Origin of the sequence: Thalassoroseus pseudoceratinae, assembly GCF_011634775.1 — a bacterium.
Taxonomy (GTDB): domain Bacteria; phylum Planctomycetota; class Planctomycetia; order Planctomycetales; family Planctomycetaceae; genus Thalassoroseus; species Thalassoroseus pseudoceratinae.
Genome location: NZ_JAALXT010000008.1, coordinates 91,920 through 117,338, shown reverse-complemented (window position 1 = coordinate 117,338; position 25,419 = coordinate 91,920). Strand labels below are relative to the sequence as shown.

Genomic DNA, 25,419 nt, shown 5'->3' with positions numbered 1-25,419 from the left:
CCTAACGTCGGCGTCGTTTCATTGGCCACTTGTGAAAATGTTACGCAGCTTGCAGTCTCGTCATAATCGGAACGTCGTATGATGTTGAACGGTCTCAAAATCGGTTTACTCGCTACAGTGCTCGTTGGGATCTGCGGCGATTGCTTCGCCAATGAGGAAGCGGTTGGGCGAACGTTTCGGGCGGGGGCCGCAACTGCTGACATCACTCCGCCGCTGGGGGAATTGGTTGTCGGTGGGTTTGCACCGTTTCCTGCACAGAATATCCACGACCCTCTTCACGCACGCTGTTTGGTTCTTGACGATGGACAGCGACAAATCGCCCTTGTCATTTGTGACACGTTGTATATCCCTCGCGAAATTTGCGACGAAGCTCGTCAGCAAATCGCTGAAAAGACATCGTTGGCGGCCGATCATGTATTGATTGCGGGAACGCATACGCACTCGGCGACTCGCGCCTCAAGTGAGAAATACACGCCAATTCTCGTGGCCGGCATCGTGAAGTCGGTCCAAACCGCACTGAAGAATTTGGAACCGGCCCGCATTGGTTGGAGCAGCGTGGACGAACCTCGCGAGGTGTTCAATCGGCGTTGGCATGTGACCGATCCGAAGATGCGACGCAACCCGTTCGGCGGCATCGACACGGTTCGGATGAACCCGCCCCGCGGGAATGCGGCTCTTGTGCGGCCAGCGGGACCGGTTGATCCGGAAGTTTCCTTCATCAGTGTGCAGTCGCGGGATGGCCGACCGATCTCGCTATTGGCGAACTATTCGCTGCACTATGTGGGAGGCGTCAATCGGGGTGATGTTTCCGCCGATTACTTTGCGATCTTCTCCAAACGGATTGGGGAAATGCTGACTAAAGGACAGAAAACCGACGATCATCCGTCGTTTGTCGGTATGCTCAGCAATGGTACGAGTGGGGATGTGAACAACATCAATTTTCGGGCTCGCTCGCCAAAACGGTATGAGAGGTACGAAAAGATGACCGAGGTCGCCGAACGGGTGGCGACCCGTGTGCATTCCGCGTACGACAGCGTGACCTATCAGGATTGGGTGCCCGTCGCCGCCGCCATGAAAGACCTGAGCCTGCAAGTTCGGAAACCCGACCAAAAAATGCAGGAGTACATCGCGAGTCTCGCCAAAAAACCAAAAGACGCCGAACCCTTCCACCGATATGAGACGAATTACGCCGAACGGGTGACAAAACTCTTGAACGGTCCGGACACCTTCACGGTTCCGTTGCAAGCTATCCGAATCGGTGATTTGGGAATCGCCGCGATTCCGTTCGAGGTCTTCACCGAAATCGGTTTGGAAATCAAAGAGCAAGCTCCATACAAGGATGCTTTCACCATCGAACTTGCCAACGGAGCCTACGGCTACTTGCCAACGCCCGCACAGCACAAACTCGGTGGCTACGAAACTTGGATGGGAACCAACCGCGTACAACTCGACGCCTCCGAACACATCACGCGAGTCGTGTTCGAGTTGATGCAAGCTTTGAAAACCGAATCGAAGTCGTCATCATCAGGGAAGACAGTTCAATAGATTGCCTCCCGACTTTTTGAGGAGCTACGATGGCGGAGTATCGCAACAGCATCGAGATCGAACGCCCCATCGAGGAGGTTTTTCTACTCACCAACAACCACGTGGCGGAGTGGAGCAGTGTGGTAATCGAGGAGGAAGTGCTCCACGAAGAAGAAGGCGGTGTGGGCACTCGATTTCGCAGCATCACTGAAAGCAACGGTAAACGGATGGAGTTTGACGGAACCGTCACTCACTACGATCCACCGTACGCCAACACCGTGGAACTCAAAGGCGAACAATTCGATCTCGAAGTGGAATACGAGTTTGAAGACCTTGATGGCAACACCCGCGTCACACAGCGAAGTCATGTGCACCCGCGAGGTTTGATCAGACTCGTTTTCATGTTTCTTGGGCCGATCATCAGGCGTGCCCAGTGCGATGCGACCTACAAAGAGTTGCAGCGTCTCAAAACGTTTTGTGAAAACGCTCCGCGAGAATTGACGGAATCCCATCTGGAAACGTGAGTCATGGAAGCGTGATCCGGGCGGGTGATGAAATGCGGACGAACCGGTAATTTGCCGCCGGTGTTTGCTCGCCATCTGGCGATCTGGTTATGATCCAATTCCGTGTTTTCGGATCCTCGATTCCAAGATCGTCATGAACCTGACCGTTTCCTACAACGCCCCCAGCGGTGTTCACTCCGCTGCTGGCAAACGCATCTTGTATTTCTCGCCGAACCAGTTTCGGGAGCCGGTCGCGTTCGATGCACCGTTGCGGGAACCGTTGCGGTTTCGGGAAGCAATTTCCGCGTTGCACGATGTGGTCATCAACGATCTGCGTTACAAACCTCGGGATAAGTCGGCTTACGAAGAGTGGAAGCGACAGCAGCAGGAGTCCGCCCGGAAGTTGCGTCGCGGCGCCATGGAACAAGCCCGAAGTGAATTGGCGGTGCGAGCCGGTGAACCGATCCCGCCGAAACTCAAGTGGGCCTTCACCGACGCCCGGAAAGTGTACTGGAAAGCTCGGCAGGCGTATTCCAATTACCTGTGGCGACGCGATCGCGAACTCTGGCGACTTTTGATGCCCTGTGATCCGATCGTGACCGTGGCTGACGATGTGGTGTTCTTTGAATGCTTCTCAGCGGACGAATCGAGTTACGGGTGCCTGACCGTCAACCGAGACGATGCGTTCGGGCACTCGGATTCATTTCAAGTTGGCACGACGAATGTCGATTACTCTTGGGATCTGTATCACCATTTTCAATCGCTGCGGTCGTATCGGGAGACGCGGTTCACCGTCGATCCGTCTGGTCTAGACGTGCAAACCGAAGCGGCGGCGGGGCATCGGGAAGAGAAAATTGACTTACCGGACGGTTGGTTGCGGGGGTTCTGCCAACTGCAAGCGGCGATGTCGCTTCCCATGCGTAAAGTCACACTCTCCCGAGATGCTGTCTATTCTCTGCTGGCGTACCTGAAACGTCACAAGGCGGATCGTAGTCCGCGAGCAGTGCGGTTTGAACTCGTCGATGGACAACCCCCGAGCATTGTGCTGGAACCGTGGGAACTGAAAATCACGTCGCACGGCACGATGTATCATGGTCCGTCTTCAGAATCAAAACCAATTGAGCCGATTCGGATTTGGGGGCGTCGACGGTTGTTGTCGTTGGCGCGCGTGTTGCCGTTGGCGGAGCGGTTCGATGTGTATCTGCTGGGCAGCGGGTTTCCGAGTTTTTGGGTTGCGGACATGGGCAGCATGCGGCTCACGCTCGGGCTGTCTGGTTGGACGACGAACGATTGGACACGCGGTTCCGCACTCGATGTGTTGGCTCCGCCGGTCGAAATCAAAGGGTCCACGTTGAGTTCGGTCGCCGACCATCTGCAGTCGGTCCGCATGGGAACGCTAACGGAAATCGCGAATGCCCAGCAAATTTCCGTCCCGCAGTGTGCCGCCGCGTTAAATAAACTCGCAAGCACCGGCGAAGTCATTTTTGACCTGCACGCGGGCGTGTACCGTTGGCGACGGATCATGCCGAACGCACTGAGCCAAGCCGATCTCGGGCCGGAGAACGAGGAACTTGTGGAGTCTTGGAACATCGTTGCCCGCGGTGTGGTGAGCATCAAAACCGATACGCTGCAAGGAGACGGACTGCACCTTCTCACCGGCAAGGCGGCTACGAAGCCGGTCGAATTGCTCGTCGAAGGCGATGGCACAATGAAACGCGGCAAATGTTTCTGCGGACATCATCAGAAAGCCGGTTTGCGGATGGGGCCGTGTCGGCATTTGCTCGCGTTGCGGGCGGTTTGGATGCGTGGCGGGAAACACCAGTCGACCACCGATCGCGTCGCTGCTCTGCAAACCTGGTTCGACCGCTTTCAAGCGTGGGCCAACTGAATTGCACATGGGGGTTGATTATTCGATAATTGCCAAGTTGATTCACAGCCGCTGGTTTTCGGTTTTGAATGTCAATCCTCGACTCTTGAAGCAATCCAACCATGTCCGAAACTGCTCGCATTGGTATCCTCACTGTCTCCGACCGTGCCAGTCGTGGTGAATACGAAGACCGGGGCGGTCCGGCGATCCAAGAATATCTGCGGGAAGTGTTGTCCAGCGAGTGGGAACCCGTAGCGAAGATCGTTTCGGATGAGCAAGCCGAGATTGAAGATGAGATGAAACAGATGGTCGATTTCGATCACTGTTGCTTGGTCATCACCACAGGGGGCACGGGACCAGCGTTGCGGGATGTCACGCCGGAAGCCACCGAAGCGGTTTGTGAAAAGATGATGCCGGGGTTTGGCGAACTGATGCGGCAAGTCTCGTTGCAAGCGGTGCCGACGGCGATTCTCTCTCGGCAAACGGCCGGAATCCGGGGCGGGGCGTTGATTGTCAATTTGCCGGGGCAACCGAAGGCGATTGGTGAATGCCTGGATGCCGTCTTCCCAGCGATTCCGTATTGCATCGATCTCATCGGCGGACCGTTCCTGACCACCGACGAAAACCGACTTGTCGCGTTCCGTCCCAAAAAGAAATGACGGAGATCGAGCGATGCCCCGAACGGATACCGACCGTCGTCGCTTGCAAGAAATCGTCGAGAAAACGGAACTCGCCGACGACGATGTCTTCCTTCGCACGGGAGATGTTTACGATACGATTCTGCTGGAATCCGCCCTCGTCGAAGACCCCAACTTCACACGGGTGGCCGAGGCGGACTTGGCTCGAATGTTCGAGTTGTACGACGAAATTTTCTATGACGGATCCTTGGGGCGGTTGGCTCGATCGGATGGGAACACGCTGTCGTTTCGGTTGTCCTCACGGATGACATCCGCGGCGGGAAAGACGTTCCAACGTCGTCGCCGCCGAAAAGGACCGGCTCAGTACGAGATCGCGATTTCGACGGCGTTGTTGTTTGCCGCGTTTCGGGGCAGCGATCATCGGCCGATAACCGTCAGCGGGGTGCCCTGCGTCGATCGATTGGCGGCCATGCAACGCGTGTTCGAGCACGAAACGTTGCACTTGGTCGAAATGCTAATTTGGGATGATTCCAGTTGCTTCCGCAAACGCTTCCGCTCAATGGCCACACGGTTGTTCGGTCATCGGGAGAGCACGCATTCGCTGATCACGCCCGTCGAGCAAGCCCGCGAACAGTTCGGCATTAAAACTGGCGATCTCGTGACGTTCTCATTCGAAGGTCGCACCCTGACTGGTTACGTCAACCGCGTCACGAAGCGAGCGACGATTCTCGTGCCGGACCCGAAAGGCGAACGCTACTCCGACAATCGCCGCTACACCAAGTTTTACGTGCCGCTCTCGCAACTCCGACGGGCTTAAGGCATCGAATGAAGCGGTTTTGATTTCACATGGCATCGCAACTGTTGATTTCGTTTCGTGGCCGAGGTGGGACGGTCGGCGTATAATCTTCCGTCATACGAGATATCTTGATGGAGAACGAGCGACGTGAAATTTCACTTTTTGTTCTTGGTGACAATTGGTCTCTGCTCGACCCCTGTTGCCGCGGAAACGCCATCGACACAAACGGACGCGGCGAAAGCAGGATACGAGTTCATCCGCTCCACGCCGTTGTTGCCAACCGACTTTGACCAAGAAACGTTCGACGCCGTCTGGCAAGAATGGCCCGAGCCATTGCGATCGAAAGCGGAAAAGGCAACGGCGGCCGAGCGTCGAAAAATGGCATTCGAGCGGTATGGATTGGTCGAACCACCCGACGGCGATGGAAACGGACCGGCTCTCGGATATGTCGATGACGGGCAGGGCGGTTGGGTGATGAATTGCTTGGCGTGTCATGGCGGACAGGTCGCCGGCCAAGCGATCCCCGGTGTGCCCAACTCGAATTTCGCGTTGCAAACCATGACGGAAGAACTCCGCTTGGCAAAGGTTCGGCTTCAGAAACCATTTGCCAGCAAAGACTTGGCGATTTTCAATCTTTCGCTGGGGAGCACGAATGGAACGACAAATGCCGTGGTGTTCGGCATTCTGCTCGGGGCCCTTCGCGATGCGGACATGAATTTCGTCGAAGGATCGGCGGCACCGCCACGGACCGATCATGACATGGATGCCCCACCGTTCTGGAATGTCAAAAAGAAATCCCGATTGTATTGCGACGGCCATTCGCCGAAGAATCACCGCGTCCTTGTGCAGTTCATGCTGCTCCCGGTGAACGATGCGGCGTCGATCAAATCGAAGGAAGACGACTTCCGCAATGTATTGGCATGGATTGAATCGTTGCAGGCCCCGAAGTATCCCTGGGAAATCGACGCCGAATTAGCGAAAGAGGGCGAGGCGGTCTTCAACGACAACTGTCGCGATTGTCACGGAAGTTACGGCCAGAAAGAGACTTATCCCGAGCGGGTCATCCCCATCGATGTTGTCGGCACGGATCCTCTGCGGTTGGCTGCCTTGAAACCGACCGATCGGCAAAAACTCGCCGAGAGTTGGATGTGCCATTATGGGGAAGACGACGTGGATCTCGATCCGGCGGGCTATGTGGCTCCCCCATTGGATGGAGTTTGGGCGTCGGCTCCTTACTTCCACAATGGTTCGGTACCGACTTTGTGGCACGTTTTGCATCCCGATCAGCGACCAACGGTCTGGCGGCGAACAGCGACCGGCTATGACCGGAATCGGGTTGGGTTAGAAGTCGAGTCCTACGAGAATGGTCTGCCGAGTGTCTCCAATATCGCAGAACGGCGTCGCTACTTCGATACTCGAAAGCCGGGCAAAAGCGCCGCTGGGCACGACTTCCCGGCATCTCTCACCGAACCGCAGAAGGCGGCGGTGCTGGAGTATCTCAAAACCCTGTGATCACTTGACATCGCCGGAAAAGGTTAAACTGCACTATCGTGAGGGTAGGAGTGTTGGTATCGTAAAAGACATGGACCTCTGCGTACTATGGAGAAAAATCGGAGACCGAAAATTGATGCGGTCAAGAAGACCGATTGACATGGTCACTCGGCGAGTTGAAGTTGGCCCAAATCGATGGTGGTCAACTTTGGACGTGGCGTTTGAGGTTCTGAGGGCAACACTTTTGACCACAATCTCGTGTTTTTCCGACGATGGCTGTCTGTCCGGACTGTGAATCCGAACTCGATTTGCTGCAGCAGAATACGGAACCGACAACGTGTCCTTTCTGCGGTGCGATCGTTACCGTTGCGTCCAGTGACGAGGCGGCCCCATCGGATCAAGAATCAGAAGTCCCGACGCTCGTCAACGATCAACCCAAGAAAGCTAAAGAATCGTCTGTCGCGATTCCCAATGAAATTCCGGGGTTTGAATTGGTTCGCCACGTCGGGCGTGGTGGCATGGGAAGTGTGTGGGAAGCCCGTCAAAACATCTTGGGGCGTCGAGTCGCCATCAAGGTTTTGGCCGCGAAGCTCGCTCAGAGTCCGCACTTCCAGGCGAGATTCACGCGTGAAGCCCAAACGTTGGCTCGCTTGCAGCATCCCGGCATTGTCAGCATTTACGACTTTATTCTTCGGGACGACTACTGCTGCATTGTGATGGAGTATGTCGATGGCCCCAATCGGCAAGATCCGCAGACGGTGTTTCGGCTGATTCGGGATCAAAAGCTGGACCCGGAACGAACGGAAGGCATCATTCTCGAAGTGCTCGATGCTCTGGCATACGCACACGAAGAAGGTGTGGTGCACCGTGATATCAAACCATCGAACATTTTGATCACACGGTTTGGCCGCGTGAAGCTGGTCGACTTTGGCATCGCGTCTATTCGGAAAGACAACGACGATCACACCCAACTCACGCAGGCCGGCGGACCGTTGGGCACATTGGAATACATGTCGCCCGAGCAAATCGACAATCCAACCACGGCCGGTCATCAGTCGGATTTGTACTCGGTCGGCGTTGTGCTCTATGAGATGCTAACCGGGCAACGTCCACGCGGTGTGTTTCAGTGGCCGTCCGAAATCGACCCGAACTTGTCGCCAGGGTGGGATGATGTCGTGCGGACGGCGTTGCAACCTTCGATCACCGACCGCTACCAAAATGCGGCGGAAATGATGGCGGCCATCCAAACGCTCACGGCCCAACAACAGCAGGGGCCAAACCCCGGTCATTCCGAACGGGCAAGCATGAGCACGATCCCGGATATCCAGGAGATTGGCCCGCCCGCGATTGACGAATCCAACCAGAAACGCGAAACCGATTTCGAGCCAATCGAGGGGCTTTGGAATCGGCCAACCGGTCCCGCTGACGATGAAGACGAATCTGACGCATCTGGTGTGAATAGCCAGTCCGTCGAGTTCGAAGAAAACGGTACGAACGTCCTCCAGGAAAATGTCTCCGGGACGAACGACCGGTCTGCCGTGCCGGTTTCCGATGGATCCGTAGACGACTTGCCCGCGCCGGAAGATGATCAGGAGGAGTCAACCCCCGAGCCCACCGAATCGGAAAACGAACTGCTCGACGGGCCGTATGGAGTGGTGCTCGACCGGCATCCGTTGGTGCATCATCGCCCACGGCAGACCAACGATTCTGCCATGGAATATCGACCGTTCAGCCGTCCGGCCACTCTGGTGGTGTGCTTGCTGGACGACGGCGAAACGAAGGAAGGCGAACAATTTCGGATTCGCAAGTCGAGCTTCGTCATTGGGCGTTCCGAGGGGGACATCGTGTTACCCTACGATCGCAGCATGTCGGGCAAACACGCCGAAATTCGACTGGTCCCCGCCGGTGACGGACGGTTCGATTTTGAAATTCGTGATCTCAATACCACGAATGGAACATTCGCCCGAGCGACCAAGGCAATTTTAGAAGACCAACAACAATTCTTGCTGGGTTCTCGGCGGTATCAACTCCACCGAGCGAAGCCTGGGTCGCAAGAGTTGGATTCCATTGTTGAACTCTCGCCGAAAGGGAAGGGCAAGAAGTTCGCTTTACGGCGATCGTCCGTTTATATCGGACGCGACCCTCTCAAGTGTGCGTTGGTCGTGCTTGGCGATCCGTTTATCAGCCCGGTCCATGCGAAACTCAAACGGGATTCGAAAAACCGTTGGACAATTCGCAACCTGGGTTCGAAGAACGGCGTCTGGATGCGAGTCGATGAACTGACACTCACTAGTGGCGGTGTCTTTCAAGTCGGCAGCCAACGCGTGTCCATCAAGATTCCGTAATCACGAACGATCGCATGGCATTAGTGGCCTGCATTGTGGCTCGACAACCCTGCCTGCGGTCTAGGCAAACCGGCTGTCCGGCCACTGCGAGTTGCTGAAAACTTCGCGGAATATTGAAAAAGCCTACCATAGATGTACTGTCAAAACTCTTTGCCCGGCAGAATGTTACGTCAGAATTTATGGGCACATGTGATCGTGTGTTGACGGGATCTTGCTCGCTGCAAACCCACCCACACTCTGTGATGGCATGACTGTTGCTTCGATGGCTCCTGGTCATTGACTTTGGTTCAACCACCAGAGTTCTCACCGACCACCACATTAGCCCCCCGAATTTTCTCTCCTACCGGTCATTTCCAAACTCCATTACTAGTGAAGGGTTTTGAAACATGCGTCTGCGGTCTCGTCCTGGTTTTACATTGATTGAGTTATTGGTGGTGATTGCAATCATCGCCATCTTGATCGCGTTGCTACTGCCTGCCGTTCAGCAGGCTCGTGAAGCGGCGCGTCGAACGCAGTGCAAGAACAATCTGAAGCAGATTGGCTTGTCCTTGCACAACTATCATTCCACTTACCAACGCTTTCCCTACGCGGTCGCAAACCCAAGTTACTGTGGAGGCGTGTCCGGACTGTCGAACGTGACAAACCACACGGGTTGGTTGTCGCTACTGCCGTTCGTCGAACAAAACAATTTGTTTGAACAGTTCGACATGACGCAGGCTACCGGAGTCTGGAACTCTCACGGTGGAACATTAGTCGGTGATCCTGTTGCGAGCGGAAACGCAGACCTTTCGACCAATGTACTTGATTTTCTAATCTGTCCCAGTGACAACGCAACACCGTACTACGCACCGACAAGTTCGGCTTACGGTTGTGGAGTTGCTAGATCCGCTCGGACGAGTTACGGGTTCTCCATTGCTGGAGGTTCGAGTTGCAACTTGTGGGAAAGTATTGGTAGTGCAACTCGGCCGTTGTTCGGAATCAATTCCAACTCACGGATTCGTGACGTGATCGACGGGACGAGCAACACCGCAGCGGTGGTGGAAACAACACTTGATGTTGACGATGGCGAAACTGCTTCCTGGGCATGTGCTTCGCACGTTGGACTCGGGATCAAACTCTCAGCACCTCGCGGAATCAACAACTGGGTTTGCTGTGCTTGGCGATCGCCACCACATGCTCAGAAGCAAATCGGCCGAAATGGCGAGTGGGGTGAACCTGGTAGTTTGCATCCAGGCGGCTGTCACGTTTTGTTAGCCGACGGTGCCGTTCGATTCTTGTCTGAAACCATTGACACTGAGACTCGTGAGAACTTGTCCGCCATCTCCGACGGCAATGTTCTGCAAGAATTCTAAGCATGTCGATTGCTGATTGATTGAGACAATAAACGAAGGGTCGAGGGACTAGCAAATCACGCGTTCCCCGATCCTTTGTTTGTGATGGTCACAAGAGTGACTAGACCATCTACGATGATGCAAGCGGTAGCAGCGTCGAAACTCGACTGGGTCTCGATGACAATAGCCGACTAGTAAAAGTCGTTGATGTGGCCAGAGTGCATATATCCAATCCTTTCCTTATCTCAAGGACAAGTTTTTATGAGGTTGCTAGGAGTTGACAATTCCTGGTTCAAACTGTGGGCTCCACTGATTCTTTGTGGGGTCGCGTTCGGCTGTGGAGGTTCGTCAGAGCCAGCCCCGGAGTTGGTGCCTGCGACAGGAACGGTTACCTATAATTCCGAACCGTTGGCAGGAGCCTCGGTGAGTTTTGTGCCGAGGGATGGTACAAAGGGAACCGGAGCCTATGGGGTAACCGATCAAGCCGGCAAATACACTTTGAAGCATCGCACCGAAGCGGACGGCATCGAACCAGGGACTTATACTGTTGCCATTTCAAAGATGACAATGCCTGATGGGGGACCGATCCCCGAAGGCAAGGATGCGGCTGATGTTGGAGCGGTACAGGTGATTCCTCCCAAATACAGTGATCCATCAAATGAAATGAATCCAAACATCGTCACAGTTCCGGCAGCGGGTGGTGACTTTCCCATTGAGCTGAAGTAGTTTCAAACACCATCCACAATCCAGACACGCAACGCTCCCGAATCCTTGTGATTTTGGGGGCGTTTTTTTACGCGTGGCGGGTCGTCTCTTTTCAATGCTAGGAACGGTTTGGTTCCTGATTCGCCTGTTTAGCGAAAACCGGTACCCGAAAGTCCGCTGGGGTTGTCGAGTAGAAAACTGATTCAGGCTGGAACTATTGAACACGGGGTGGTTCAATAGGGAAGTCTCCATTGTCTTCTCAACTCTCCCATCTAAGGGCACTGCTATGATCATTTACGGCTCACGAATGTACGGCAAGAAGCAGCAGGTCAAGACTTTTGGTTCTTGCGATCATTGTGGTGCGTACGGGCAGCAGTTCAGTTACTTCGGGCGGAAGTTCGGTCACATCTACTTCATTCCGTTGATTCCGATGGGCGGCCGCGTGCGGGTGTTGTTCCAATGTGCGAAATGCGATATGGGGTCCCACGTTCCCGAAGATGAAGTTCCCAACCTGACCCGCGGTATCACCGAGGCCATGAAACCGGCCATTGCGGCGGTGAACGATGGTCACGACACCTTCGTTGATGCCGATGGCGATACCGTGCATGCCGGTGCACAACTCGCCGGTCCTATTGTTACGCTACATGCCTGTGGTTTGGGAGAGAGTGTGCAAAAGATTTTGGAAGTGTTGCCATCGGATAGTCAGGCCTATCATCTTGTCGATGCCGCTGACCTCGCAGTCATTGGTCACGATGAAGAAGCGATCGATTCCTATAAGAAAGCGATCAGTGTGAAAGCCGAAGACCCCGTGCCTCTGCAGATATTCGGGGAGTTCTGTGCTAACACTGGGCGGCTTCCTTTAGCACGTCAGGTGTATGAGAAAGCTCTTAGACTGGCCCCGAACAATGTCGCTGTCGTTGCTAGACTCGCAGACATCGCCGAAGGCATGAAAGACTACGAAGGAATTTGCGATCGATACGAACAACTCTTTGAATTGCAACCATCTCTCCTGCAACAGAAAAAACTCGTAAAGACCTACAAGAAAGCGTGCAAGAAAGCACAACGCGAGCCCGTGGCGTTAAGATAACTAGGCCTAATAAAGGTCAGCGAGAGCAAGTGGAAATGGTCTTGCTGTGTTGAGTAGGATCGCTTGTGCGGTTCAGTTTGTTATCTAGTCTACCTACTCGTCATCATTAAGAAGAGAGTTCCGGCGAGTGTGGCTAGTAGTCCTCCACTAGTCCAAGCGATTGCTGGCCATGTTTGCTTTGGGCTTAGGAGCGACAAGCAGAAACCTGACGGGAGCACAAGTGGGATAAGGATGTTTGCGGAAACTCTGTTGAGTTTTGAACGCAATCTGCTCCGTCGTTGGGACCAACTTGGCGGCGTTGCGAGAACTACGAGATAGCCTAGCACTTTGCCGAACCAGGAGTTCTCATTCAATTCAAAATTCCCGACTGCGGTGCAGGCTCCGATGATCAGAAAAGCAATGCCAACGCATATTCCTGAGGTGCCGATCATGAGCAGTCGGTCGATGGGCCGAAATTGCGTCGCTATGAAAATTGCAAAGAGTATCAGAGCCACAGCAATTACGACCGCATACCAATGCCATGAAAATTGAGGAGTGTTTTCTTTCTGTGGTGATCGACGTCGACTCCCTTTGGCGATTTTTCGTTTGTGTCGTCGTTTTGTTCGGCGTCGTCTTCGAGACACTTCAGATTTGCTCCCAACTAGTCAGCGGTCGGTCTCGGCTTGATGGGCGTGACCGTTTAGCGAATCGTCTTTGGGGGTTTTTGACCTTTGGGGATTAGTGTTGTGTACTTTCGGTTCTTCATTCGTTCTTCAAACTCGGCTTTTGCCGCTGCGATTTGATCTGGGTTTTGGAAGAGTTCGATCGCGGTGACTGCTAGGGACTTGGCACCGTAGAGAATGCCTTTTTCACCGATGGGGGAAGCGATGGCGGCGACGTTCTGCCAACTGTGACCAGGACTACCGGCGGCGAAACACGCGGTGCGAAGTCCGCCGGTCGGGACACGCCAACTAATGTCTCCGACATCCGTTGAGCCTTTGCTTGGACTACTCGACTTCGCTAGTGGTTCGACGGTGTCTTCAATTGCGACTCGAAACTGTGAACCAAATTGTTCCATCAACGGGCCTTGAATTCGGCGTGCGAAGGCTTGGTCACTTTCGGTGAATTTTGGTGGGCCGACGGCTCGCAAGTTTCTGTCGATGATTTCCGCTAGCACGCGGTTTTGAATGATCTCGTGACAGTCGGTGTCGATTTGCATTTTGACTTTGGTGCGGGTCATCTTGGCGGCTCCTTCACTGATGTCTTGGAGCCATTGGAAATTCCGGGTGACATCTTCGTGATTGTCAGCACGCACGAAGTACCAGACCGTGGCTTCCGGTGGCACGACGTTTGGGGCGCCGCCACCGTTAGTGATGACATAATGCATACGGGCATCTTCTTTGAGGTGTTCCCGCATGTAGTTGACGCCGACGTTCATGAGTTCAACCGCATCAAGAGCACTGCGTCCGCTTTCGGGACTTCCCGAGGCGTGAGCGGCGGTCCCGTTAAATGTGAACTTAGCCGAAATCAACGCCTTGCTGCTGCCCGCCCAGGCTTGGTTTCTCGTCGATGGGTGCCAGTGTAGGCAAATGTCTAGGTCGTCGAATACGCCAGCGAGCGTCATGTAGACTTTGCCAATGACGGTTTCTTCCGCCGGGGTGCCGTAGAGCCGAATCGTGCCTGGGATTTGATGGGCTTCCATTGCGGCTTTCGTGGCGAGCACCGCACCGAGCGCTCCGGAGCCGAGACCGCTGTGACCGCACCCGTGTCCGGGAGCATCTTTTTCGAGTGGTTCCTGGTAGGGCGTGACCTTCTGTGAGAGACCGGGCAGGGCATCGTACTCTGCCAGAATTCCAATGACCGGTTTTCCCGAGCCAAACTCCGCGACGAATGCCGTCGGCATCCCAGCTAATCCCTCACGAATGGTGAAGCCGGCATCTTTCAAATGGGAAACGAGGAGCGCGGCCGAGTGCTTCTCCTGCAACCCAACTTCGGCGAAATTCCAAATCATGCGGTTGGCTTGCAGAATCAAATCGTGTTGGCTGTCGACGGTGCGAATGGCCGTTTGTTGTGCCGCCGAGAGTTGTCTTGTGCTGTCACGATCATCCGCGAACGCCAAATGGTCAGCGGTTGTGAACCACAAACTGAAGATCAGGGCGAGGAAGGGTTTCATGGCAGTCGTCCGTTTCACGAGATTTGCGTCCCATCAAGAATTTGAAAACGCTCGGGAGGATTGATCAAAGTTGCTGCGAAGCGTTGTGGTTCATCGTGCCGGTTTTCTGATCGAGACGCAATCTTGGTGTGGGGCTGGTTGGAAAATCTCGAAACTCGCTCAATGGGCGATTTCCAACTAATGGGCCGTAGCACTCGACCCAGTTTACGTAATCGCTATACTTCGAACGTTTTAACCGGCAGGTTGCCGGCTTGCGGAACTTCGGCTACTCGTCAGAAAATTCTTCGATCGGGAACGGAACTCCATGGCAAACACCAAGACAGCGTACGAAAAATTGACGGAACTGGCCGGCAACTACTGGTGGAGTTGGGAACCGGAGGTGACGAACCTGTTCCGGGCCATCGATCCGCGTCGTTGGTCGGCGTTGGCTCACAATCCGGTCTTGTTGTTGAAGGAATATTCCCCGGAGAAACTGGAGGAGCGTGTCCGTGAATTGGTGCTGCATTCCAGCATCAATCGGGCGTATCGACGGTGGCACGAGTACATGGAATCCACCACGTCTTGGGGGGCGACTCAGGGCGGAAATCTTGGCAGTCACCCGGTGGCGTATTTCTCGGCCGAATTCGGTTTGCACGAATCGCTGCCGATTTACTCCGGTGGTTTGGGGGTGTTGGCGGGCGATCACCTGAAAAGTGCGTCGGACCTGGGCGTGCCGTTGGTTGGGATCGGTCTGTTTTACGATGAAGGCTACTTCTCTCAACAAATCGACAAAGACGGTTGGCAACAACAATCCTACACGCCACTGAACAGCCAGGAATTGCCGATCACCCCGGTCCTCGACACCGCCGGTGAACCGATTATGGTTTCGGTGGATACGCGAGCCGAGAAAATTTTCGCTCGGATTTGGCATGTCGCGGTTGGTCGAATCAATCTCTATCTACTTGACACCGACGTTCCACAGAACGCGGAAGAAGACCGCAATTTGACGGCTCGTTTGTATGGGGGTGACAGCCGAACCCGAATTCGTCAGGAAATCATTCTGGGGATCGGTGGAGTCCGGGCGTTGAACGCATTGGGCATTAAGCCGTCCGTGATTCATATGAACGAAGGCCACTCGGCGTTTGCTGGGCTGGAGGCGGTTCGGAATCGCATGGAAGAGGACGGGCTGACCTTCGATGAAGCTCTGCGTGATATCGCTTCGATGGGGGTGTTCACAACGCACACACCGGTGGCCGCGGGGCACGACCGCTTCGGTGCCGATCTCGTCGAAGAACACGTGGGTCCGTTGGGGGATCAACTGGGGTTAAACCATGACGGTTTGATGGGCCTGGGCCGAGTCGACCCGCAGAACACGGAAGAATCTTTCTGCATGACGGTGTTGGCGTTCAAGACCAGTCGCCGAGCCAATGCGGTTTCGAACTTGCATGGTGTGGTCAGTCGCCGGATGTGGCAAAGTCTGTGGCCATGGAAGAGCGAGCATGAAATTCCGATCGGTCACATCACAAACGGGGTTCATGTGCCGACCTGGTTGGCGGGGCAGATGCGGGATATTTACGACCGTGTGCTTCCGGAAGGTTGGGAACTGCGAACCGGGGAAGCCGAGGTGTGGGCCGGTTTTGAAAGTGTGACCCCGGCGGAACTTTGGGAAACGCACCAATCGCTGAAAAATCGACTCATCACGTACGCTCGGCGACGATTGGTGGCTCAGGCTCAACGTCGCGGTGACAGCGATTCCCGAATTGCCGAGTTGCAGGACGTACTCGATCCCCATTACCTCACAATCGGTTTCGCTCGTCGATTCGCACCCTATAAACGGGCCGACCTGGTTGCGGGCGATCTTGAAAAGTTCCGCAAGATCATTGCGAATTCGGACCGTCCTGTGCAATTCGTGTACGCGGGGAAAGCTCACCCACGTGATGAGAACGGGAAAAAGATTGTGCAAACGATCTACCGTCTCACGCAGGAACCGGAGTTCAAAGGCCGGATCGTGTTGCTCGAGGATTACGACATCAACCTGGGGCGTCACTTGGTGCAGGGGGTTGATGTGTGGTTAAATAACCCGCGTCGTCCGTTGGAAGCCTCGGGAACGAGTGGTCAGAAAGTGGTTCTCAACGGTGGTCTCAACTGTTCGATTCTCGACGGTTGGTGGGCTGAAGCGTACGACGGTCGCAATGGGTTCGCAATTGGCGATGGCCGAAGTCACAAGAACGTCGAGATCCAAGACGCCCGAGATTCGGATGCGTTGTACGATGTCTTGCTGAACGAAGTGATTCCGTTGTACTACGAACGCGATGCCGACGACATGCCGCAAAACTGGATCAGCCGGATGAAGCATGCGGTCCGCACGTTGGGGTGGCGATTCAACGCCGACCGCATGGTGATGGACTACGTGATGCACGCTTACGTGCCGGCAGCCGGTGGAACGTCGGTCGAAATGAATAGTCTCACGTAGTCAATCGGCGAACGTGTGCATACAATCAACACCTGGCAGCGGTTTTCGTTGTCAGGTGTTTTTTATGGTCTGAAGATGGGAGGTGTCTCGATGGTTGTCGCGATCCTCGCCTGTGTTGCGGTTCTCGGTGACCCATCCACCACTTATGATGGGCTGACGCTCGACGAGTGGCGCGAGCGGATGAAGTCGCTGGAATTGGACAACCCGGAAAGCCGATCCGCCGTCTCTGGCATGGTGGCGATCGTGAAAGACACGGACGTGCCGTGGTTCACGCGTCGTCAAGCTGCACTGACGCTGGGCCGACTGGGGCCGATCGCCGAAGACGCCGTCCCGGTGTTGGGGGCAATTCTGAAAGAGCCGGACGCTGGTAACTCAACGCGAATCTGGATTGGCAAAGCGTTGGCGTTGTTCGGGGCTGAGGCGGCCACGGTCGCTCCGACGGCCATCGAAATCCTGCAGACCGATCAATCGTCACTTGGAGAAAAACAAGTGATGATTGAGTTGCTCGGTCGGATCGGTTCGCGACATCCACAAGCACTTCCCGCGTTGATCGAAACGCTCGGCATGCCCCCACCTGCTGATAAAAATGCCGCTCGGGATGTGAATACGTTGCGGGCATTGGCAGGGGAATCGTTGGCGACCGTCGGTTCGGATGCGATCGCCGCGGTGCCTGCGTTGACCCGCACGTTGTACGACGAAAACGAATTGGTGCGTCGTCGTGCCGTCGAAGCGTTGGGAGCGATCGGGCCGGCTGCATCGGTTTCCCAGTCCGCATTGTTGGAAACGATGATCTTCGATGAATCCGCTGCCGTCCGGGATTCCGCCGCCGTTTCGCTTTCGGATATCGGACCAGCGGTGATGGAATCGGTCACCGGTTTGCTGGCCGATCGCGATCCGGAAGTTCGGACACGGGCCGCAGGGATCCTTGGGCGTCTGGGGCCGAAGGCGTCGGCATCGGTCGTGCGACTCGAAGAACTCTTGAACGACGAAGCTGCCAGTGTTCGTATTCAGGCAATCGAAGCGATTTGGCAAATCACTGAAGAAGCCAAAACGGTTATTCCTGCAGCAATCACAGCATTGGCCGAAACCGATCGGCAGCATCGAATTCGAGCGTACCGTTTGCTGATTGAGATCGGCCAATCCGCGCCAGGAATTGTGCGGGAGGCGCTAACAAAAGTCGAGAACGATTCCCGTCCGACCGTTCGCCAAGCCGCTCGGAAAGTTCTGCGGACCCTGGATGAAGCGAAGAGCAAGTCCGCTCAGAACTGAACGCGTGGCCCGAAGCGTTCATTGAGTAGCAACTTGGTGCGACTGTCGATCAGCGGGTTCTCACGAACGTCGAGTTGTTCAATGGATGTGAACGCATCGCTCTTGGCGATTTCGCGTGCAGTGACGTTGTCCAATTGGGTGTGTCGCAAACTGAGTTGCCGCAATCGGGACAGAATCGGCGACTGCATGATGTCCGGGTCTAATTCGCCGAGCGGGTTGAAATCCAACTCCAAGTGCGTCAGGCGTTTCAAGTATGGCGAACGCACTAATCGTGTGAGGTCGGTCGCTTCCAACCCGGCGTCGTTGAGTTTGAGACGGCTGAGGCGGCTAAAGTTGGAACCGCTCGCAATTTCCTGAATGCCCCCGCCGTGCATGATGTTGCCAGAGAGATCGAGCGTATCCAGGTCCACCATGTGCTCGGAAACGGTCAGCGTTTTCATGCCGACCGGGCCGATGTCGTTGTAACTGAGATTGAGGTCCCGCAAGGAACGCAATCGATCCCACTGCGACAACATCCGGAGGCCGTCGTCGGCAATGGTGTTGTGACTGAGATCGAGCGTCGTCAACTTCGCGAATTGTTCCGACCGCGTGAGTGCTTGCACATCAAACGGCGAGAGTCCGTTATGGGAGCAATCCAACCGCTCCAAAGACCACAACGCCGCCCGCATGAGTTCCTGCATTCCCGGTCCAGCCAGCCGAGTTTGGGAAACGTACAGCGAACGAAGCTGTTCACTGCGGCGAGCGTTGGCAAGTTCGGGAATGCCGCTGCGACCGATGGAATTGTCAGAGAGATCAAGTTCCGTCACCGCGGACAAAAACGGAGACCGTAACGCTTGCCGAAGTGCGGTTCCGGCGTCACGGGGCATTTGTCGCCAATCGAGTGAACGCAGTGCCGGTGCCCATCGACTGAGAATCCGCCCGTGTTGCAAGAATCGATCGCCCTCGACAATGACCGCGTCCACCAGCCCGCCCCGAAAACGGACCGCTCGAACCGCAAGCGTGTCCAGATCGGCCAAGCATTGAGACTCCAAGTCCGCAATCAATTCTCGTTCACGGGCTTTGAGTGCGAGGCTGAAATCTTCGGGGATGTCGTCGTGTGTTTCCAACTCACATTGCACACGGATGAGTTCTGCCCGGGCGTCGCCACGTTCTTCCAGCCAGTCGGCGTAGATCAACCGCGGAACGGTGTCGTCCGGTTGTCGTCGAATCTCGCGTAGGAACTGTTCCGCTTGCGGCATCTCGCCATCCGTTGGTGGGGTCGTCGATCTTCCTGAAAACGGAATTTTATCCGTCTGCAATGAACCGACAAGGGCAAGTTGAGCGTGACGTGGAGCGATCCAGTCTTCTGGAACGTTCATTTTTCTCGACTCCAGAGGTGGGTTCGCACGGCTTTACGCTGTGTTCCGGAAAGGTTGCTTGCGTTGGGGTAGATGTCTGGTTAGGTTGCTAAGGCGAGCGAAATTGTGAATTTCCATCCTCTGATTCTTAACTGACCCACCGACGGTACGAGACCCCCCAACATGAGCGACTCCCGGGACCAAGCCGAAATCGAAAACCCCGAACGCATCGAACACGATCGGCAAATGATCCTCGATGCCAAAGCCCGTGGCCCGCTGGCAAAACTGTGGGCCTACACGAAACTCTCCGGGCCGGGTTGGTTGCAAAGTGCGATCACTCTGGGTGGTGGTTCGCTGGGTGGAAGTCTGTATCTCGGTGTGCTCGCGGGGTTTGGGCTGTTGTGGTTGCAACCGATCGCAATGGCGATGGGCATCATCATGCTCAGCGCGATTGGTTACGTCGCACTTTCGACGAAAGAACGACCGTTCCAGGCCATCAATCGGCACATCAACCCGGCTCTCGGTTGGGGTTGGTTGCTAGCGACCATCATGGCGAACATGGTCTGGTGTATGCCACAATTTGGGCTCGGAACCGCTGCCATTCAACAGAATCTTGCTCCCGAATTGCTCGGTGAAGAAGCCGTTGCCAAGGCCGTCGAGAATGCCGGTGAGGACGCCACCGCCAACGACATCGCACAAATCAAAGCGGAAACGAAGCGGAAGAACACACTCATCTGTGTGGCGATCCTCTTTTTCACGGCGGGGACGGTGGTTTGGTTCTACAACTCTGGTGGTTGGGGGATCAAGCTGTTCGAGTTGATTTTGAAGGGGATGGTCGGAACTGTTGTGCTGTGCTTCTTTGGTGTGGTGATTAAGATGTCCACCGAAGGTGTGCTTGATTGGAGTGCAATCGGCGGCGGTTTCATTCCCGACTTCAGCTTGCTCAACAAACCCGCGGCCGCGTTTGCGGAAACCCTTGGCCAAACCGGAGACTTCGAACAATTCTGGACGGATTACATCGTCAACAATCAACAGAAAGTCATGATCACCGCCGCCGCAACCGCCGTCGGGATCAACATGACATTCCTATTGCCATATTCAATGCTCGCCCGTGGTTGGGACAAAGACTTCCGTGGTTTGGCCATCTTCGACCTTTCCACCGGACTGCTGATTCCGTTTATGTTGGCGACCAGTTGCGTCGTGATCGCGGCGTCGAGTCAATTCCACGGGCAACCGGCTCCCGGCTTCCTCGGTGAAACCGATCCGAATGGAAACCCCATCCAACCCGCCGGGAATCTCGTCGGTGGATTCAAAGGGCTGCTCGATACACGATTGAAAACCGAACTGGGTGAGAAGGACTTCAAAGTCCTCAAAGAAGCCCAAGAATACTACGAGCGAACGGGTGTTGTTGTTACCGAAGCCGAAGCCATTTTGGCCCGGGAAGACGACACGCGAATTGCGTCTTTGAAAACTCTGGCGACCCAAACCGCTGAGCTGAAAGAGACCCGTCCCGAACAGGGACCGCTTGAAGAAGCTCGCGACGCACTGCCGGAAGCAGACCGCCGAATGGCTGCCATGCTCGTCAAACGTGATGCGTTCAACCTCGCGAAAGCATTGGAACCGTTGGCAGGCAAAGGGATTGCGAACTATGCCTTCGGGATCGGTGTGTTAGGGATGGCAATTTCGACCATCATCATCCTGATGTTGATCAACGGTTTCGCAATCTGCGAGGCCATCCGTGTCGCACCGAAGGGGACGCCGCACCGTGTGGGAGCGTTGTTGGCTGGGCTCAGCGGTATGCTCGGACCATTCGTCTTCGCAGGCGAAGCAAAATTCTGGCTGACCGTGCCCACGTCGATGTTCGGCATGATGCTCCTGCCCATCGCCTACCTGACGTTCTTCCTAATGATGAATTCCAAGACGTTGCTCGGCGATCGTCGTCCGACCGGCTTCCGACGATTCTGCTGGAACATCTTGATGTTGCTGGCTTTGAGCTTGGCATCATTCGGTAGTTATTGGAGCATCAAAACCAGCGACTATCCGGAAGTTGGCTTCTCCGCCATGGGAATCTTCCTGTTCATCATCCTGTTGGCCCATCTCAGCCGTCGGAAAAATGCCACTGAGGAAGCCTAAACTCAGGTGATCGACCATTGCAGCGGATCAGTTTCGACGTCGCTGGCCCAGACATCCAGTTGGGGAAACTGATCCGCGATCACGGTCGCCAATTGTTCGACAGCGGGACGTTCGGAAGCGTAATGACCGATGAGGATCAATCCGATCCCTTCGGTCCGGGCTTCTAACGCGGAGTGAAACCGAGCTTCGCCAGTCAGAAATGCTTGGCAACCGGCTTTTCGGGCATCGGTGAGAAACTCCGCCGCCGACCCGCATGCGATTCCCAACCGTTGCACGCTCATGTCGGGATCGCCCGCGAACTGCACGGCCGGCAAACGGAATTCGTCGCGGATTCGGGCCGCTAATTCTTTGAGAGACATCCTTTCAGGCAGTTCACCGAATCGGCCAGTGCCGATCGACTCGTTTTCGTCGGTCGGTCGCAATGGCTGAATTTCCGTCAGTCCGAATCGCATGGCGATTTGTTGATTGATCCCCTCCGCCGCACTGTCGAATGCCGTGTGCGGGCTGTAAACGGCGATTCCATGTTGAATCAATTTCAACAGCATCGCGCCTTCACTTGTTGTCGAAGCAATTTTTTGGATGGGTCGAAACAGAATTGGGTGATGCGAAACAATTAAGTTCACATTTTTGTTCACCGCTTCGGCAGCGACATCCGGGGTCAATGTGAGGCATGTGAGAACTCGGATGGTTTTTGATTGAGGATCTCCGAGCAAAAGGCCGACGTTATCCCAATCCTCGGCTAAATCCGGAGGGTTTTGCTGATCAAGAAATTGGGTGATATCGGCAAGGTCGGTCATTTTGATGGACTCCGTGGGATCGGTGGAAATCAATGTGGGCGGACTTCCTAGTGGTTCAACCACTCAGTATTGACGGGTTCCAGAACTTCGACCGCACGCTCGTTGGCGTGCTCATCGCAAACTGCGAACATGTCAATTCCGGTTGGATACAACACTAGACGATATCAGATCGCAATTGATACCCGAACCGAACCAACGGAGACGGTTGTAGAATTTGCTCTAGACCCAAATCGCCGATTGTCTTACAGAGAATTTTTGTGCCCACCGTGAATTGGCAGTCAGCGGTCGATGCCGTTCTGACCTGGAGTGTGGTTGGTTTTGTGAGAGTAGCGGACGGAATCCATGAAACATCGAATGGCCGCCGTTTTGCCAACCTATTTGGCCATCTATGTGGCCAGTTATTACACCGCGTTCGTCCTCAGGTGCGACTTCAACGTTCCGCCAGTTGTTTTTGATCTGTTTCGCTACACGTTACCGATCATTCTGGCGGTTAAATTCGTCACCTGTTTGGGAACGGGGGAGTGGCGTCGCGCGTTCCGTTATGCATCCTTGCACGATGTGCAATGGGTTGGAATCGGTGCCACTCTGGCCGCCGTCGCGATTTACATTACGAACCTAACCGTTCTCCGCTGGATGGGCATTCCCATTCCACGTTCGGTCATTGTGATTGACTGGGGATTCACGATCATGGCGTCCGCGTTGTTGCGGATGTCGTTCCGGTTGTATGCCGAGAGCATCAAACCGCTGTTTCGTGGTAGCCCATTCAATCCCGCCTTGATCTACGGAGCGAAATCCGAAGGGGTCGGGATTCTTCGAGCGATCCAAACAGGCCAAACGAATTTTAACGTCGTTGGACTCATCGGCGGTGGACCACGCAAACCACGGTCGATTATCGCAGGCGTCCGGGTTTACTCGAAACACAGTTCCTTGACGAAACTGGTCAACAAAACCGGAGCCCGGCATTTGTTGGTGCCAGGTTCTGTGCCAGGCAAAGAGCTTCGTGAACTCACGCGGCAGTGCAGTAAGTTGGATATCAAGGTCCACGTGATTCCCGGCGTGCAAGAAATTGTCGGGGGGCGTTATCGCTTGTCGGTCCGTGAAGTCACCATCAACGATTTATTGCGTCGCGACCCAGCCGAGTTGGATCTCGCCAGTATTCAGAATTGTCTGACAGGTCGACGAGTCCTTGTCACCGGAGCGGCAGGCAGCATTGGTTCGGAACTTTGCCGTCAGATTCTCGACCTGGACCCAGCATGCTTGGTGCTGGTTGATCAATCGGAATACGGCACGTTCTTGTTCGAGCAGGAACTCAGAAATCGGAAGCAACGTAGCGAGAAGCTGCATTTCGTGATTGCCGACGTGACCGATCGGGCAAGCATGTCGCAAGTGTTCGACCGCTTCCAGCCCGAAATCGTCTTCCACGCGGCCGCGTATAAACATGTGCCTTTGATGGAAGAAAACCCACGCGAGGCCGTTCGGAATAACATCGGCGGAACGAAAACCGTCGCCGATCTGGCCGCTGCGTTGCCAGTCGAACGCTTTGTGCTGATCTCGACCGACAAAGCCGTCCGGCCCACGAGTATCATGGGCTCGACCAAACTCGTCGCCGAGAAGTACGTGCAAACGATCGCCGCCCAAACGACGGCTCAGTTCGTGACCGTGCGATTTGGGAATGTGTTAAACTCCGCCGGTAGCGTGGTTCCGACGTTCCGCCGACAAATCGAACGCGGCGGCCCGATCACCGTGACCCATCCCGAGATGACGCGGTTCTTCATGACCATCCCCGAGGCCGTGCAACTCGTGTTGCAAGCCGGTGCCATCGGCGATTCCGGAGATATTTTGATTCTCGAAATGGGCGAGCCCGTCAAGATTCTGGACTTGGCTCAGGACATGATTGCCCTTTCGGGGCTGAAACCGCATGAAGACATCGATATCGTCTTCTCTGGAATTCGGCCCGGTGAAAAACTGTACGAGGAACTCTTTTACCTCTCGGAAGAGGGGACGAAGAAAGTTCACGACAAAATTTTCCGGGCTCAACGTGATCCCTCCCGTTTGGTCGGGGTTCTCGATGATATCGCCACGCTGGAGCAAGCCGTCGAAACGCCTCAGGCGGACATCGCGACGGACTTGCGACGCATCGTGCGTGGCTACGTCGATGCGGAAACGTGGACTGACGACGACCTTCGGTCCGCTGCCTAACTGCCCAACGCTTCCAAAATTCCTGAGAAGCGTAAGAAATCGATGGCTCGGCGTTGAAACCAAACTCAGCGCCCGCTAAGATGTTCGATCTTCCCGGAAGAGGGTCCGTGGATCATCGTCTCTCAATTGGCCGGTGAACCCGATTTGAACACCACAGGAAAGTGCTGTTCAACGTGGTTCTCAGCTGTGTCAAATTTTGAGTGTCTGAATCACTGAGTCGACTTCTGTTCGCATTTTGTCCTCTAGTTCGCCCGTCAGTGTGGCGGGAGATGATGTTATGCCTTCGCGACCGATTTTGCCCCGCACCACAGTGGCCAAGAAAGAAACCTTTCAGCCAGAGTGGTACGTCGTTGATGGAACCGATGAAATCGTCGGTCGGTTTGCCACTCGTTTGGCGACCGTCCTGATGGGTAAGCATAAACCGACATATACGCCGCACGTGGATACGGGCGACTATGTGATCGTGACGAATGCTCACCTGGTGCGTTTCAGTGGTTCGTCAGTGAGTCACGACGAGCACCCAAACTTTACCACGAAGTTCCTCCGTAAAACTTACGATCACTACACCGGCTATCCGGGTGGTCGAAAGGTCACGACGGCGGCGGAAGTTTGGAAGCGGCACCCGGAACGCATTCTCGAAGAGGCTGTTCGACGCATGCTGCCCAAGAACAAGCTCGGCCGGCAAATGTTGAAGAAATTAAAGCTCTGTTGCGGTCCCGAACACCCGCACCAGTCGCAGCAACCTGTCGAGTTGCCCGAGCACTTGCGTTAATCAATCGGCTTTCGCTTGGTC

18 protein-coding genes are annotated in these 25,419 nt (G+C 55.0%); 15 read left to right on the top strand and 3 right to left on the bottom strand.

The window, feature by feature from the left end; all coding sequences use genetic code 11:
• The first annotated feature begins 78 nt into the window (after positions 1–78).
• The 10 genes from G6R38_RS24825 to G6R38_RS24780 all read left to right on the top strand — a co-directional run bounded on the left by G6R38_RS24825 (position 79) and on the right by G6R38_RS24780 (position 12,287).
• Entirely contained in the window at positions 79–1,545 is a 1,467-nt protein-coding gene (locus G6R38_RS24825) for a neutral/alkaline non-lysosomal ceramidase N-terminal domain-containing protein (RefSeq protein WP_206028718.1), read from the top strand.
• Positions 1,546–1,574: 29 nt separating this feature from the next.
• On the top strand, positions 1,575–2,048 hold the full coding sequence (locus tag G6R38_RS24820) for an SRPBCC family protein (RefSeq protein WP_166831496.1): 474 nt from the start codon (positions 1,575–1,577) through the stop codon (positions 2,046–2,048).
• A gap of 133 nt (positions 2,049–2,181) precedes the next feature.
• Entirely contained in the window at positions 2,182–3,915 is a 1,734-nt protein-coding gene (locus G6R38_RS24815) for a hypothetical protein (protein ID WP_206028717.1), read from the top strand.
• 101 nt (positions 3,916–4,016) lie between these two features.
• On the top strand, positions 4,017–4,553 hold the full coding sequence (gene mog, locus G6R38_RS24810; protein ID WP_166831495.1) for a molybdopterin adenylyltransferase: 537 nt from the start codon (positions 4,017–4,019) through the stop codon (positions 4,551–4,553).
• Between the two features lie 13 nt (positions 4,554–4,566).
• Positions 4,567–5,349 (top strand): hypothetical protein, encoded by a 783-nt coding sequence (locus tag G6R38_RS24805; protein WP_206028716.1) that lies wholly within the window; start codon positions 4,567–4,569, stop codon positions 5,347–5,349.
• Positions 5,350–5,475: 126 nt separating this feature from the next.
• Positions 5,476–6,840: a c-type cytochrome gene (locus tag G6R38_RS24800; protein WP_240928372.1), complete on the top strand. Its 1,365-nt coding sequence runs from the start codon at positions 5,476–5,478 to the stop codon at positions 6,838–6,840.
• Between the two features lie 251 nt (positions 6,841–7,091).
• Complete coding sequence (locus tag G6R38_RS24795; protein WP_166831494.1) at positions 7,092–9,164, top strand: FHA domain-containing serine/threonine-protein kinase; 2,073 nt, start codon at positions 7,092–7,094, stop codon at positions 9,162–9,164.
• Positions 9,165–9,550: 386 nt separating this feature from the next.
• Complete coding sequence (locus tag G6R38_RS24790) at positions 9,551–10,516, top strand: DUF1559 domain-containing protein (protein ID WP_166831493.1); 966 nt, start codon at positions 9,551–9,553, stop codon at positions 10,514–10,516.
• A gap of 402 nt (positions 10,517–10,918) precedes the next feature.
• Entirely contained in the window at positions 10,919–11,221 is a 303-nt protein-coding gene (locus tag G6R38_RS24785) for a hypothetical protein (protein ID WP_166831492.1), read from the top strand.
• A gap of 265 nt (positions 11,222–11,486) precedes the next feature.
• Entirely contained in the window at positions 11,487–12,287 is an 801-nt protein-coding gene (locus tag G6R38_RS24780; RefSeq protein WP_166831491.1) for a tetratricopeptide repeat protein, read from the top strand.
• Positions 12,288–12,966: 679 nt separating this feature from the next.
• Here G6R38_RS24780 and G6R38_RS24775 read toward each other — a convergent pair.
• Positions 12,967–14,439 (bottom strand): amidohydrolase, encoded by a 1,473-nt coding sequence (locus G6R38_RS24775; RefSeq protein ID WP_166831490.1) that lies wholly within the window; start codon positions 14,437–14,439, stop codon positions 12,967–12,969.
• Between the two features lie 304 nt (positions 14,440–14,743).
• Here G6R38_RS24775 and glgP point away from each other — a divergent pair, with 304 nt between their 5' ends.
• Positions 14,744–16,891 carry an alpha-glucan family phosphorylase gene (gene glgP / locus G6R38_RS24770; RefSeq protein WP_166831489.1) on the top strand — a complete coding sequence of 716 codons (2,148 nt, stop codon included), beginning with the start codon at positions 14,744–14,746 and terminating at the stop codon, positions 16,889–16,891.
• 90 nt (positions 16,892–16,981) lie between these two features.
• Positions 16,982–18,160, top strand: a complete 1,179-nt coding sequence (locus G6R38_RS24765) for a HEAT repeat domain-containing protein (RefSeq protein ID WP_166831488.1) — start codon at positions 16,982–16,984, stop codon at positions 18,158–18,160.
• Here G6R38_RS24765 and G6R38_RS24760 read toward each other — a convergent pair.
• Entirely contained in the window at positions 18,151–19,518 is a 1,368-nt protein-coding gene (locus G6R38_RS24760; protein WP_166831487.1) for a TIGR02996 domain-containing protein, read from the bottom strand. The two genes, G6R38_RS24765 and G6R38_RS24760, sit on opposite strands and share 10 nt — an antisense overlap.
• Positions 19,519–19,680: 162 nt before the next feature.
• On the opposite strand from G6R38_RS24760, the gene G6R38_RS24755 reads away from it, so the two are divergent.
• Positions 19,681–21,630 (top strand): divalent metal cation transporter, encoded by a 1,950-nt coding sequence (locus tag G6R38_RS24755; RefSeq protein ID WP_166831486.1) that lies wholly within the window; start codon positions 19,681–19,683, stop codon positions 21,628–21,630.
• Positions 21,631–21,632: 2 nt separating this feature from the next.
• Here G6R38_RS24755 and G6R38_RS24750 read toward each other — a convergent pair whose 3' ends face one another.
• Positions 21,633–22,427, bottom strand: a complete 795-nt coding sequence (locus G6R38_RS24750) for a Nif3-like dinuclear metal center hexameric protein (RefSeq protein ID WP_166831485.1) — start codon at positions 22,425–22,427, stop codon at positions 21,633–21,635.
• 342 nt (positions 22,428–22,769) lie between these two features.
• Between G6R38_RS24750 and G6R38_RS24745 the strand changes: the two genes are divergently transcribed.
• Together G6R38_RS24745 and rplM are read left to right on the top strand one after the other, a co-directional pair.
• Complete coding sequence (locus G6R38_RS24745) at positions 22,770–24,626, top strand: polysaccharide biosynthesis protein (protein ID WP_166831484.1); 1,857 nt, start codon at positions 22,770–22,772, stop codon at positions 24,624–24,626.
• A 277-nt stretch (positions 24,627–24,903) separates the two neighbouring features.
• Positions 24,904–25,398 carry a 50S ribosomal protein L13 gene (gene rplM, locus G6R38_RS24740; RefSeq protein WP_166831483.1) on the top strand — a complete coding sequence of 165 codons (495 nt, stop codon included), beginning with the start codon at positions 24,904–24,906 and terminating at the stop codon, positions 25,396–25,398.
• Positions 25,399–25,419 lie beyond the last annotated feature (21 nt).